Source organism: Pseudomonas sp. FW305-70 (assembly GCF_058783925.1).
Map to the genome: position 1 here is coordinate 112290 of NZ_JBYSYZ010000005.1, position 13573 is coordinate 125862.

A 13573-nucleotide genomic window follows, 5' to 3' on the forward strand; every position below is an offset into this window, starting at 1 on the left:
AACTGCCGATAGTGGTATTCGGGATTTTTGGTTATGCCTTCACAGCAGGCGCTGACTGGACTGACGCCTTCGCGAGCAAGCCCGCTCCCACTGGGATTGCAGTCAACTGTGGGAGCGGGCTTGCTCGCGAAGAGGTCATCACTGGCAGCACAAAAATCAAGCCGGCGCCATTTCCTGCGCCAACCCGAGAAACGCCGCCGGCAACCGCGCGCTTTTGCGTTCCTTGAGGCAATACAGGTATTCGGGGATCTGCGGTGCATTTTCGATGGTCAGCACCCGCAGTTGCGGATCATGGGGGACTTCCTGGCGGGCGATGATGCTGATGCCGATGTTGCGCAGCACTGCTTCGCGGATCGATTCGCGGCTGCCGATCTCCAGCAGCGGCCCGAAACTCACTCCGGCGCTGGCCAGCAACTCTTCGGTCAGGCGTCGAGTGGTCGAGCCCGGTTCGCGCATCAGCAGGGTATGCCCGGCCAAGGCGCCAAGTGGTACGTGATCATGAACCGCCAGTGGATGATTGCGATGCACCGCCAGCACCAGCGGATCGCTGCCGAGCACCCGGCGAATCAAGCGCGCGTCATCGAGCAGCTGCGACGATGCCGCAACATCGACCCGGTACTCTTCCAGCGCTTCGAGCACTTGCTGGGAATTGCCGATTTCCACCGACACCTCCACCTGCGGCAAACGCTCGCGAAAGGTTTTCACCAGGTCGAGGATGTAATACGGCGCCGTGGCGGCAATGCGCAAAGTGCCCTGGACCTGGCCGCAGTTACGCAGGAAAAACTCGATGTCGGCTTCCTGCTGCATCAGCACCTTGACCATCGGCAGCAGTCGCGCCCCCTCCTCGCTGACGCTGAGACGCCGACCGCCACGGTAGAACAGCTCGACTGCATACTGGCTTTCGAGGTTGCGGATCTGCGTCGTCACCGTCGGCTGGCTCAGGCCAAGCTTTTTGGCAGCCTGGGTAATGCTGCCCAGGCGGGCCACCATGTAAAACGCCTTCAGCTCGGCACTCAGCACAACCGTCCCTCATCCTTTATTGCGCAGCAGGCGCAAACCGTTGAACACCACCAGCAAACTCACGCCCATGTCGGCGAACACTGCCATCCACATGGTAGCGACCCCGGCGAAGGTTACCCCAAGAAAGATCGCCTTGATGACCAACGCCAGGGCGATGTTCTGTTTGAGGATGCTCGACGTCTGCCGCGACAGGCGAATGAATGCCGGGATCTTGCGCAGATCGTCGTCCATCAGGGCGACATCGGCGGTTTCAATCGCGGTATCGGTGCCTGCGGCGGCCATGGCGAAACCGATCTCGGAACGCGCCAGCGCAGGCGCGTCGTTGATGCCGTCGCCAACCATGCCGACCCGGTGCCCCTGGGCATAAAGGGCCTCGATAGACTGCAATTTGTCCCCCGGCAACAGGTCGCCCCTGGCTTCATCGATGCCGACCTGCGCGGCAATGGCTTGCGCGGTGTGGACGTTGTCGCCGGTGAGCATCAGGGTTTTGATGCCCAGGTCATGCAGTTGCTCGATGGCTTCGCGACTGGAGGCCTTTACCGTATCGGCGACAGCGAACAGTGCCAAAGGACCGGACGAATCAAGCAGCAGCACCACCGACTTGCCCTGCTTTTCCAGGGCAAACAGTTTTTCTTCCAGCGCCGGCGAACACAGGCCCAGATCCTCCACCAGACGATGGTTGCCCAAGTGGTAGAGCTGGCCGTTGATCTCGCCGCGCACACCGCGCCCGCCCAGGGCTTCGAAGTTATCCACAATCAGCGTCGTGCTGTGGTTATCCACAGCCGCTTTGGCGATGGCCAGGGAAACCGGGTGATCCGAACGCCCGGCGAGCGCGGCGGCAATGGCTGGCGCCGATGCATCGGCGGTCGGGTCCAGCGACAGGTAATCGGTCTGCACCGGCTTGCCGTGGGTGATGGTGCCGGTCTTGTCCAGGGCCAGGTAGTCAAGCTTGTAACCACCCTCCAGATAGACGCCGCCCTTGACCAGGATCCCTTTGCGCGCCGCCGCCGCGAGGCCGCTGACGATGGTCACCGGCGTGGAAATCACCAGTGCGCACGGGCACGCCACCACCAGCAGCACCAGCGCCCGATAGATCCAGTCGAACCACAACTCACCCATGAACAGCGGTGGGATGACCGCCACGGCCAGCGCAAGGACAAACACTGCAGGGGTGTAGATTTTCGAAAATTGATCGACGAATCGCTGGGTCGGCGCCCGCGCGCCTTGCGCCTGTTCAACAGCGTGGATGATGCGTGCCAGGGTCGAATTACCCGCAGCGGCAGTGACCGCGTACTCAAGGGAACCGGCCTGATTGATGGTGCCGGCGAACACTTTGTCGCCGACCGTTTTCTCCACCGGCAGGCTTTCCCCGGTAATGGGCGCCTGATCGATGGTCGAACGCCCGGACAGCACTTCGCCGTCCAGACCAATGCGCTCGCCGGGACGCACACGCACCCGCGCACCGATTTCGATGATTTTGACATCCTGCTCGACCCAACTGCCGTCGGCCTGCAACACCGTCGCCTGCTCCGGCGCCATCTGCATCAGCCCGCCGATGGCATTGCGCGCGCGATCCAGGGAGCGAGCCTCGATCAGCTCGGCCACGGTGAACAGGAACATCACCATTGCCGCTTCCGGCCATTGTCCGATCAGGACGGCGCCGGTGACGGCAATGCTCATCAGTGCGTTGATGTTCAGATTGAGGTTCTTGAGCGCGATCCAGCCCTTTTTATAGGTGCCGAGACCGCCGCTGAGGATGGACACCAGCGCAATGACCGCTACCACCCAATCAGGCGCGGTCGCGGTGAAGTGGATGACTTCCGCCAGCAATGCGCCCACACCGGACAACGCCAATGGCCACCAGTGTTTCCTATCGGGTTTCGCGGCCGGTGTTTCAGCCCCCTGCTCCAGCGGTTCGGCGTGCATGCCCAGGGACTTGATCGCCTCGATGATTGGCTCGGTGCCTGGCAAATCGTGGGTCACGCCGAGCACCCGGTTGATCAGATTGAACTCCAGTTGCTGCACGCCTGTCAGCTTGCTTAGCTTATTCTGGATCAGCGTCTGCTCGGTCGGGCAGTCCATCGCCTCGATGCGAAAGCTGCTCAGACGGGCACCCGCCGTCGGCGATTCGCTCAGCGTGACCCGCGCAGGCGCTGCCGTTCTTGATGAACAGCAAGCGTCGCCGTGACCGCCATGGTCATGCTTGGGCAAGGGTCGAAGCTTAACGCCGATTTCATGTTCGGCCACAGGTTTGTGGGTATGCTGAGAATCGCTCATTGGTTGCGTCCATAAGAGTGCCTGTTGCCCAGTAAAGACCCTGTAGCCACTACAGGGTCAAGCACCCATTTTGGAGTTATGGAGATTGTCGTCATGAAGATTGGAGAATTGGCGAAACTCACGGACTGCGCCGTAGAGACGATCCGTTACTACGAGCGCGAGAACCTTCTGCCGGAACCGGCCCGCAGTGACGGCAACTATCGCGTCTACACCCAGGCCCACGCCGAGCGCCTGACCTTCATCCGCAACTGTCGCACCCTCGACATGACCCTCGAGGAAATCCGCAGCTTGCTGGCATTTCGCGACAGTCCCCAGGACCAGTGCGAAAGCGTCAACGCACTGATCGATGAGCACATCCACCACGTCAAGGCGCGGATCGACGGCCTGCTGGCCTTGCAGGCACAACTGCTCGACCTGCGCCAACGCTGCAGCGAGAGGCCGGGTGTCGATCAATGCGGGATTTTGCAGCGGCTGGAAGTGAGCGGCGGGGTTGTGGCGACAGAGGCTGAGCATTCACATGTCGGCCGCAGTCACGGCCACTAACACGATCCCCTGTAGGAGCGAGCTTGCTCGCGATGAACTCAAGGACGACGCATGTTTTCAGATAAAACGCGTCATCGTTCACGTACATCGCGAGCAAGCTCGCTCCTACAGAGGGATGCGTAAGCTTTAGACCGCCATCGGTGCGGTCATTGGCGCGTGGTGCTCGTAGCCTTCCAGTGAGAAGTCGCCCGGTTCGACCAGTTCCAGCCACTCCGGCTGGTAAACGCCTGTCTTGGCAAACTCCGGCACACGGTCGGAAATTACCAGTTTCGGCATCGGGAACGGTTCACGCTTGAGCTGTTCGTTGAGCATGTCCAGGTGATTTTCGTAGACGTGCGCATCACCGATGAAATAGGTGAACCAGCGTGGCGTGTAGCCGGTCAGGCGACCGATCAGGCTCAGCAGCGCGGCGCCTTCGGTGAGGTTGAACGGCGTGCCCAGGCCCAGGTCGTTGGAGCGGATGTAGAGGGTCAAGGAGATCTCCCTGGTCTCGACATTCGGGTGGAACTGGTACAGCAGGTGGCACGGCGGCAAGGCCATTTCATCAAGCTGGGCGCAGTTCCAGCCGTGGAACAGGATGCGACGGCTGCCCGGGTCCTTGATGATGGTGTCGACGCACTGGCGAACCTGGTCGATGGCCTTGTACAGCACCACATAGGCCTGGCCGTTTTCTTCGCCTTCGGCAATCTGGCGGTAGCCTTGCTTGAGGGTCTGCTCGATGGCGGCCGGGTTGCTGAGCGGAATCTGCTTGTATGCCGGCCATTTGCGCCATTGCACGCCGTAGATTTCGCCAAGGTCGTCTTCGCCCTGGCGGAACGGGTTGGCCAGCCACTGGGCGTTTTCGTTGGCGTTCTGGTCCCAGACCTTGCAGCCCAGGGCGCGGAATTCGGCAGCGTTGTTCACGCCACGGAGGAATCCGCACATTTCGCCGATGGCCGATTTGAAGGCCATCTTACGCGTGGTGATCGCCGGAAAACCTTCCTGCAGGTCGTAACGCAGCATCGCGCCGGGAAAACTGATGGTGTTCACGCCGGTACGGTTGGCCTGTTTGGTGCCGTTCTTGATGACGTGGGCGACCAGTTCGAGATATTGCTTCATGAGTTACCTGTGTCCTTGAACCCGCAGCCATCGCTGCGGGGTTCGAATTTTATACGGCTGCCGCTGGCGTTGCCGGGGCGCGGTGATACGCCAGCCAGATCAGGACCAGGCCGCCGACGATCATTGGCAGGCACAGCACCTGGCCCATGGTCAGCCAGTTCCAGGCCAGATAGCCCAGTTGCGCGTCCGGTACGCGGACGAACTCGACGATGAAACGGAAGATGCCATAGAACAGCGCGAACATGCCCGATACCGCCATGGTCGGCCGCGGCTTGCGCGAGAACAGCCAGAGGATCAGGAACAGCGCCACGCCTTCGAGGGCGAACTGGTACAGCTGCGAGGGGTGACGCGCCAGTTGCGCCGGATCGGTCGGAAAGACCATCGCCCACGGCACATCGGTTGCCTTGCCCCACAACTCGGCGTTGATGAAGTTGCCGATACGCCCGGCCCCCAGGCCAATCGGCACCATCGGCGCAACGAAGTCCATCAGCTGGAAGAACGACTTGTTGTTCTTTTTGCCGAACCACAACGCCGCCAGCATCACGCCGATGAAACCGCCATGGAACGACATGCCACCCTTCCACACTTCGAAAATCAGCGTCGGGTTGGCCAGATAAGCGCTCAGGTCGTAGAACAGCACATAACCCAGGCGTCCGCCGACGATCACCCCCATCGACATCCAGAACACCATGTCGGAGAGCTTCTCCTTGGTCCAGGTCGGGTCGAAGCGGTTCAACCGGCGGGAGGCCAGCAGCCACGCGCCGCCGATGCCGATCAGGTACATCAGGCCGTACCAGTGGATTTTCAGCGGACCGATGGCCAGGGCCACCGGGTCGATCTGCGGGTAAGGCAGCATTGCGACTCCTCGTTAGAGTTCAAATCTTAAAAATTCCCGGGCGACGCTGCCACCTCAGGATTAAGCCAGGATTGCGCTGTGCGTCAGAGCAGATGCTTCAGACTAGAAAGTTCAGACCGACGCAGAACAGCAAAGCGGCAAACAGCCTTTTCAGCAACCTCGGCGACAACCTGTGGGCCAGTCGCGCGCCCAAACGGGCGAACACCATGCTGGTCAGGGCAATGCCCAGCAGCGCCGGCAAATAAACAAAACCGAGACTATGGGCCGGAAGCAACGGATCGTGCCAGCCCAGAATCATGAAACTTAATGCACTGGCCAGGGCAATCGGCAGCCCGCAGGCCGATGAAGTGGCCACGGCTTGCTGCATCGGTACGCTGCGCCAGGTCAGGAATGGCACGGTCAACGAACCGCCGCCAATGCCGAAAATCGCCGAGGCCCAGCCAATCACGCTGCCGGCCACGGTCAGACCGAGTTTGCCCGGCACGGTTCGGCTGGCCTTGGGTTTGACCTCCAGTGCCAATTGAGCGGCGATCACCAGGGCAAATACACCAATGAGTTTCTGCAGGTTGGGGCCGGAAATCGCTTCCGCCGTCAAGGCGCCGAACCCGGCACCGATCAGAATGCCGACGGTCATCCACATGAAAATCGGCCAACGCACGGCGCCACGGCGGTGATGTTCGCGTACCGCGTTGACCGAGGTAAAGATGATCGTCGCCAGGGACGTCCCCACCGCCAGGTGCGTGAGGATCGATGGATCGAAGCCTTGGGCCTTGAAGCTGAACACCAGCACCGGGACGATGATGATCCCGCCACCCACGCCAAACAGCCCGGCGAGCACACCTGCACAGGCGCCGAGCGCCAGATAGAGCAGAAATTCCATGGTTGTCCCGCCCGCATCCCCAAAACCGGAGCGGCATGGTAACGGATGCATAGCCTCAAGCTCCACTGTGCAAGGCGATGGATCGATGAGCGATGTCTGCGTAGAGTGGGCAAAAAACACACAAGGACTCCCTTATGTGCCTGATTGTTTTTGCCTGGCGCCCGGGCCATGCCCAGCCGCTGGTCGTGGCGGCCAATCGCGATGAATTCTACGCCCGCCCCAGCCTCCCACTGGCGCCATGGCCCGAAGCACCCCAGGTATACGCCGGACGCGACCTGGAGGCCGGTGGCACCTGGCTCGGTGTCGGTGCCAACGGACGCTTTGCCGCGCTGACCAACATTCGCGACCCCCATCGACCGCCAGGGCGCAAGTCTCGTGGGGAGCTGGTCGCGCGATTTCTCACCGGGGAAATGCCAATTGACGACTATTTAGCCGACGTTGTCGACCGTTCGCTGGAATATGGTGGCTTTAACCTGCTGGTCGGCAATCCCCATGAGCTCTGGCACTTCAATCAACGGGAATCGGAAGCCGTCATGCTGGCCTCGGGGGTCTACGGGTTATCCAATGCCGGGCTGGATACACCCTGGCCGAAACTGCTCAAGGCCAAAGCGGCGTTGAGCGAGGTGCTGGATGATCCGCAGCCTCAGGCACTGCTGGCGCTATTGAGCGATGCGCAGACCGCGCCATTTGCCGAGTTGCCGGACACGGGAGTGGGGTTGGCGACCGAGACGCTGCTGTCGAGCGTGTTCATTGCCAGCCAGAGTTATGGGACACGGGCGAGTACGGCGTTGATTGTGCAGGCGGATGGCACGCGGCATATCGTGGAACGCAGTTTCGGGCCGTATGGCGGGCATCTTGGGGAAGTGGAGATCAGAATTTAGTTTTGCGCTGTTCGTTCGGGCCCTTTCGCGAGCAAGCCCGCTCCCACAGGGGATTTGCGTCGTTCACAAATCCAGTGTGGGAGCGGGCTTGCTCGCGAAGAGGCCGCTACAAGCTCAGAGGGGCTTGATCGCCGCCGGATTGATCATCCGCGCCAACCCGAGGTTCTTCAGCGCCAGTTGCAGCGAGCTGTGGATAACCTGCGGGTTGTCGATGGTCATCAGCTCGGCCAGTAATTCCTTGGCCTTGCTCAGGTTGATCTGGCGCAGCATCCACTTCACCTTCGGCAAGTTGGTGGCGTTCATCGACAGGCTGTCGAAACCCATCGCCATCAACAGCACGGCCGCCGCCGGGTCACCGGCCATTTCACCGCAGATGCTCACCGGTTTGCCTTCGGCATGGGCGTCACGCACGACGTTCTGCAATGCCTGAAGCACCGCCGGGTGCAGGTAGTCGTAAAGATCGGCAACCCGCGGGTTGTTGCGGTCCACGGCCAACAGGTATTGGGTCAGGTCGTTGGAGCCGACCGACAGGAAGTCCACCTGCCGCGCCAGCTCCTTGGTCTGGTACACCGCCGCGGGGATCTCGATCATCACGCCAATCGGCGGCATCGGCACGTCACAGCCTTCGTCGCGCACTTCGCCCCAGGCGCGGTGGATCAGGTGCAGCGCTTCTTCCAGTTCATGAATGCCGGAGATCATCGGCAGCAGAATGCGCAGGTTGTTCAAGCCTTCGCTGGCCTTGAGCATGGCACGGGTCTGCACCAGGAAGATTTCCGGGTGGTCGAGGGTAACGCGAATGCCGCGCCAGCCGAGGAACGGGTTGTCTTCCTTGATCGGGAAGTACGACAGTGACTTGTCGCCACCGATGTCCAGGGTGCGCATGGTCACCGGTTGCGGGTGGAACGCGGCCAGTTGTTCGCGGTAGATCGCCAGTTGTTCCTTTTCGCTCGGGAAACGCTGGTTGATCATGAACGGCACTTCGGTGCGGTACAGGCCCACGCCTTCGGCACCGCGCTTCTGCGCCCGCGCCACGTCCGCCAGCAGGCCGGTGTTGACCCACAGCGGCATGCGGTGGCCATCGACCGTGATACACGGCAGATCACGCAGTGCATCCAGCCCGAGGGCCAGTTGCTTCTCTTCCTCGACCACTTCGGCGAACTGCTTGCGCAGCACGTCACTCGGGTTGGTGTAGACCTCGCCGTGGTAGCCGTCGACAATCATCTGGATGCCGTCGACCTTGGAGTACGGCAGGTCGACCAGGCCCATCACGGTCGGGATGCCCATGGCGCGGGCGAGAATCGCGACGTGGGAGTTACCGGAACCGAGCACCGACACCAGGCCGGCCAGCTTGCCTTCCGGCACCTCGCCGAGCATTGCCGGCGTCAGCTCTTCGCTGACCAGAATGGTGTTGTCGGGGTAGACCAGGGTTTGCTGGCGCTCTTCCTGCAAATAAGCCAGCAGGCGCCGGCCGAGGTCCTTGACGTCCGAAGCGCGCTCACGCAGGTAGGCGTCGTCCATCAACTCGAAACGGTTGACGTGATCGGTGACCACCTGGCGCAACGCGCCCTGGGCCCACTGACCGGTCTTGATCACGGTGGTGACTTCGCTGCCCAGCGCGGCATCGTCGAGCATCATCAGGTAGACGTCGAACAGGGCCCGTTCTTCCGGGCGCAACTGCGTGGCGAGCTTGGCCGACAACGCGCGCATGTCGGCGCGCACGCCTTCGATGGCGGTCTTGAACAGCCCGAGTTCGGCGTCGATGTCGGTGATGGTCTTGTCCGGCACCACGTCCAGGTCGGCCGGTGGCAGCATGACCACCGCCGTACCCACTGCCGCACCCGGCGAACCCGGTACGCCAACGAACTTGGCCTCCTGGATGCCTTTGCCCTGACGACCGAGGCCACGGATCGAACCGGTGGCTTCGGCGTGGGCGATAACGCCGGCGAGCTGCGCGCTCATGGTCACGAGGAAGGCTTCTTCACCTTCATCGAACTGACGACGTTCTTTTTGCTGAATGACCAACACGCCGACAACGCGGCGGTGGTGAATGATCGGCGCCCCGAGGAATGAGGCGAAGCGCTCTTCACCGGTCTCGGCGAAGTAGCGGTAGCGCGGGTGGTCCGCAGCGTTTTCGAGGTTCAGGGGTTCTTCGCGCGTACCGACCAGGCCAACCAGACCTTCGTTGGGTGCCATGCTGACTTTGCCGATCGAGCGCTTGTTCAAGCCCTCGGTGGCCATCAGCACGAAGCGGTTGGTCTCGGGGTCAAGCAGGTAGACCGAGCAGACCTGGCTGCCCATGGCCTCTTTGACGCGCAACACAATAATCCCCAACGCCGCCTTGAGATCCTTGGCGGAGTTAACTTCCTGGACGATCTTGCGCAGCGTATTGAGCATGGCTCGGGGTCGAACTCCGTCGTCAGTCGCGCGCTAAAAGGCGCGGGGCAAGCTCTTTGAGAGCGCGTCGATACACCTCGCGCTTGAATGTCACCACCTGGCCCAACGGATACCAATAGCTGACCCAGCGCCAGCCATCGAATTCCGGTTTACCGGTCAAATCCATCCGCACCCGCTGCTCGTTGGAGACCAGGCGCAGGAGAAACCATTTCTGTTTCTGGCCGATGCACAGCGGTTGGCTGTGGGTACGTACCAGACGTTGCGGCAAACGATAGCGCAACCAGCCCCGGGTGCAGGCGAGAATTTCAACATCTTCGCGCTCCAGGCCTACTTCTTCGTTCAGCTCGCGGTACAAGGCGTCTTCCGGCGTCTCTTCGGGGTTGATTCCACCCTGCGGAAACTGCCAGGCATCTTGATTGATTCGGCGAGCCCATAGCACCTGGCCGGCGTCATTCGTCAGAATGATCCCGACATTGGGGCGAAAACCATCGGGGTCGATCACGGCAACAACCTCGCAAACGCATGTCGCCGCATTGTTCCACAAAGGTTGTTAAGGCGGCAACGAAGGTTCCTACCTTATGTGCACTCTTGTGAAAAGACCGTATTCTTGTCGCCTTTTTACTGACTTTTCAGCGGGTAACTGCAATGCGCCTGGCTTTATTCGATTTGGACAACACCCTCCTGGGCGGTGACAGCGATCACGCTTGGGGCGATTACCTGTGCGAGCGCGGCTTTCTCGACGCCGTCGCCTACAAGGCACGCAACGATGAGTTCTACCAGGATTACCTGGCCGGCAAACTGGATAACGCCGCTTACCTGAACTTCTGCCTGGAAGTCCTCGGGCGCACCGAAATGGCTACGCTGGATCAGTGGCACAGCGACTACATGCGCGACTGCATCGAACCGATCCTGCTGCCCAAGGCTATCGAGTTGCTGGCCAAGCACCGTGCTGCCGGCGACAAACTGGTGATCATCACCGCCACCAACCGCTTCGTCACCGGGCCGATTGCCGAGCGCCTGGGGGTCGAAACCCTGATCGCCACCGAATGCGAAATGCTCGACGGCCGCTACACCGGGCGCAGCACCGATGTTCCATGCTTCCGCGAAGGCAAGGTGACGCGGCTGAATCGCTGGCTGGAAGAAACCGGGTTTACGCTGCAAGACAGCTACTTCTATAGCGACTCGATGAATGATCTGCCGCTGCTGGAGCAGGTGACGAATCCTGTCGCTGTCGATCCTGATTCGAACCTGCGGGCCGAGGCCGAGAAGCGTGGCTGGCCGGTGATTTCGTTGCGCGACTGATATCGCTTTACTGTAGGAGCGAGCTTGCTCGCGAAAAACTCAAGGTCGCTGCGGGGCTTCAGGCGCCCCGCGTTTTCGTTAACGCCCATCGCGAGCAGGCTCGCTCCTACACGGGTTTGGCACCCATCAACCCGGCAATGGCGACAAAACAGACAAAACTGAACAACGCCAGGGCAAAGGTGAACTTCCCCACGCCACCCGGCGCCTTGCGCAGCTTGTTCAGCCGCACCAGCAGCCAGAACCACGCCAGTGCCGCCACGGTGTACAGCACACTGGAGACTAGCAACCAGGTATGTCCCAACGGCCAGCCCACCAGGTGCACCATCCACCAGCCGGTAAACGGCATGCTCAGCAGCGCCAGCCCCATCAACAGCCAGACAAATACACGTGGCCGTTGCAGGGTGCGGCTTCCCGCCGTTGCATCACCCTTGCGCCGCGCAAGCAAAACCCAGACGCCCAGACCCAGCGCACAGGCCAGCAGTACAACCGTTGCCACCATGTGCGCCGCTTTCAGGGCAGTTAACGTTTCCATTGCTCGACTTCCTTATGACCTGCCCATCAGCGTAGTCCCTCAGCCAAGAAACAGCTGATAGGCCGGATTGTCGCTTTCGTCCCAGTACGGGTAACCGATTTCTTCCAGCGCCGCCGGCACCAGGTGGCGTTCATCGTGCGGCACTTGCAGGCCCGCGACGACACGGCCATCCGCCGCGCCATGGTTGCGGTAATGGAACATCGAGATGTTCCAGCGCCCACCGAGCTTGTTGAGGAAGTTGAAAAGCGCCCCCGGACGCTCCGGGAATTCGAAACGCAGGATCACTTCGTCGACCACATGCGCCGCACGCCCGCCGACCATGTGGCGGATGTGCAACTTGGCCAGTTCATTGTCGGTCAAGTCCAGCACCGGGAAACCTTGCTCGCTCAGGCTGGCGATCAGGGCGCTGCGCGGGTCGTTTTCCGGGTGGGTCTGCACGCCGACAAAGATGTGCGCTTCGCTGCCAGTGTTGTAGCGGTAGTTGAATTCGGTGATCTGGCGCTTGCCGATGGCTTCGCAGAACGCCTTGAAGCTGCCCGGCTTCTCGGGAATGGTCACGGCGATGATCGCTTCGCGGCCCTCGCCCAGTTCCGCACGCTCGGCGACGTGGCGCAGGCGGTCGAAGTTGACGTTGGCCCCGGAGTCGATGGCGACGAAAGTCTGGCCGCTGACACCGCGCTGCTCGACATACTTCTTGATCCCGGCCACGCCCAAAGCGCCGGCAGGTTCGGTGATCGAGCGGGTATCGTCGTAGATATCCTTGATGGCGGCACAGATTTCGTCGGTGCTCACGGTAATCACTTCATCGACATGGTCCTTGCAGATGTCAAAGGTGTGCTGACCGATCTGAGCCACCGCAACCCCGTCGGCGAAGATGCCCACGGTCGGCAACACCACACGCTCGCCCGCCGCCATGGCGGCTTGCAGGCAATTGGAGTCATCCGGCTCGACGCCGATGATCTTGATGTCCGGGCGCAGGTACTTCACGTACGCCGCAATGCCGGCAATCAGGCCGCCACCGCCCACCGGGACGAAAATCGCATCCAGTGGCTGCGGGTGCTGGCGCAAAATCTCCATCGCCACGGTGCCCTGCCCGGCGATGGTGTGGGGATCGTCGTACGGGTGAATGTAGACGTAGCCTTTTTCATCGACCAGTTTCAGCGAATAAGCCAGGGCTTCCGGGAACGAATCGCCGTGCAGCACCACTTTACCGCCGCGCGAGCGCACGCCTTCGACCTTGATCTCCGGGGTGGTCTTTGGCATGACGATGGTCGCTTTCACACCCAGCACCTTCGCCGCCAGGGCCAGGCCTTGCGCATGGTTGCCCGCCGAAGCCGTCACTACGCCGCGGGCGCGCTCCTCGTCGCTCAACTGGGTCAACTTGTTGTAGGCGCCGCGAATCTTGAAGGAGAACACCGGCTGCAAGTCTTCGCGCTTGAGCCAAATGCTGTTGCCCAGCCGCTCGGAAAGCTGGCGGGCAGACTGCAGCGGGGTTTCTACGGCAACGTCATAAACGCGCGAGGTGAGGATCTTTTTGACGTACTGTTCAAGCATCGGAAAGCATCACTGAGCGGGTTGGGCGGGACCAAGGAGTCTAACCCGGCTTTCAGTTACACGACCACCTGTTGTAGGAGCGAGCTTGCTCGCGAAAAACGCAATGGCACCGCTGCACATCTATTTTCACGCGTTATCGTTCACGACCATCGCGAACAAGCTCGCTCCTACAAGGAACGATTGACCTGCCAATCGGGCAATGACCTTCCCCGCCCCGAAGCCTATAATGCCGGCCT

General features: G+C 61.2%; 12 protein-coding genes. 3 read left to right on the forward strand and 9 right to left on the reverse strand.

Annotated features, from left to right (window positions below; genetic code table 11):
* Positions 1 to 156: 156 nt before the first annotated feature.
* Positions 157 to 1020: a LysR family transcriptional regulator gene (locus AC3WN7_RS05905; protein WP_102673486.1), complete on the reverse strand. Its 864-nt coding sequence runs from the start codon at positions 1018 to 1020 to the stop codon at positions 157 to 159.
* A 9-nt stretch (positions 1021 to 1029) separates the two neighbouring features.
* Complete coding sequence (locus AC3WN7_RS05910; RefSeq protein WP_102673487.1) at positions 1030 to 3297, reverse strand: heavy metal translocating P-type ATPase; 2268 nt, start codon at positions 3295 to 3297, stop codon at positions 1030 to 1032.
* 93 nt (positions 3298 to 3390) lie between these two features.
* On the opposite strand from AC3WN7_RS05910, the gene cadR reads away from it, so the two are divergent.
* Positions 3391 to 3840 carry a Cd(II)/Pb(II)-responsive transcriptional regulator gene (gene cadR, locus AC3WN7_RS05915; protein WP_095964243.1) on the forward strand — a complete coding sequence of 150 codons (450 nt, stop codon included), beginning with the start codon at positions 3391 to 3393 and terminating at the stop codon, positions 3838 to 3840.
* Between the two features lie 126 nt (positions 3841 to 3966).
* Here cadR and AC3WN7_RS05920 read toward each other — a convergent pair whose 3' ends face one another.
* From AC3WN7_RS05920 to AC3WN7_RS05930, 3 genes are all read right to left on the reverse strand, one after another.
* Positions 3967 to 4938 carry a thymidylate synthase gene (locus tag AC3WN7_RS05920; protein ID WP_015097246.1) on the reverse strand — a complete coding sequence of 324 codons (972 nt, stop codon included), beginning with the start codon at positions 4936 to 4938 and terminating at the stop codon, positions 3967 to 3969.
* A 49-nt stretch (positions 4939 to 4987) separates the two neighbouring features.
* Complete coding sequence (lgt, locus tag AC3WN7_RS05925) at positions 4988 to 5794, reverse strand: prolipoprotein diacylglyceryl transferase (RefSeq protein WP_015097247.1); 807 nt, start codon at positions 5792 to 5794, stop codon at positions 4988 to 4990.
* Positions 5795 to 5891: 97 nt separating this feature from the next.
* Positions 5892 to 6674, reverse strand: a complete 783-nt coding sequence (locus AC3WN7_RS05930) for a sulfite exporter TauE/SafE family protein (RefSeq protein ID WP_033048041.1) — start codon at positions 6672 to 6674, stop codon at positions 5892 to 5894.
* A 134-nt stretch (positions 6675 to 6808) separates the two neighbouring features.
* Between AC3WN7_RS05930 and AC3WN7_RS05935 the strand changes: the two genes are divergently transcribed.
* Positions 6809 to 7555 carry an NRDE family protein gene (locus tag AC3WN7_RS05935; RefSeq protein WP_102673488.1) on the forward strand — a complete coding sequence of 249 codons (747 nt, stop codon included), beginning with the start codon at positions 6809 to 6811 and terminating at the stop codon, positions 7553 to 7555.
* 114 nt (positions 7556 to 7669) lie between these two features.
* Here AC3WN7_RS05935 and ptsP read toward each other — a convergent pair whose 3' ends face one another.
* Both ptsP and AC3WN7_RS05945 read right to left on the reverse strand, forming a co-directional pair.
* A complete protein-coding gene (gene ptsP / locus AC3WN7_RS05940; protein WP_102673489.1) occupies positions 7670 to 9949 on the reverse strand; it encodes a phosphoenolpyruvate--protein phosphotransferase in 2280 nt (759 codons plus the stop codon).
* A gap of 22 nt (positions 9950 to 9971) precedes the next feature.
* On the reverse strand, positions 9972 to 10451 hold the full coding sequence (locus AC3WN7_RS05945) for an RNA pyrophosphohydrolase (protein ID WP_053163553.1): 480 nt from the start codon (positions 10449 to 10451) through the stop codon (positions 9972 to 9974).
* A gap of 143 nt (positions 10452 to 10594) precedes the next feature.
* Here AC3WN7_RS05945 and AC3WN7_RS05950 point away from each other — a divergent pair, with 143 nt between their 5' ends.
* Entirely contained in the window at positions 10595 to 11251 is a 657-nt protein-coding gene (locus tag AC3WN7_RS05950) for a histidinol-phosphatase (RefSeq protein WP_102673490.1), read from the forward strand.
* A gap of 106 nt (positions 11252 to 11357) precedes the next feature.
* Here the strand turns inward: AC3WN7_RS05950 and AC3WN7_RS05955 are convergent, their stop codons facing one another.
* Together AC3WN7_RS05955 and ilvA are read right to left on the reverse strand one after the other, a co-directional pair.
* Entirely contained in the window at positions 11358 to 11783 is a 426-nt protein-coding gene (locus tag AC3WN7_RS05955) for a DUF2269 domain-containing protein (protein WP_095964248.1), read from the reverse strand.
* Between the two features lie 39 nt (positions 11784 to 11822).
* Positions 11823 to 13337: a threonine ammonia-lyase, biosynthetic gene (ilvA, locus tag AC3WN7_RS05960; RefSeq protein WP_007976404.1), complete on the reverse strand. Its 1515-nt coding sequence runs from the start codon at positions 13335 to 13337 to the stop codon at positions 11823 to 11825.
* Positions 13338 to 13573: the final 236 nt, after the last annotated feature.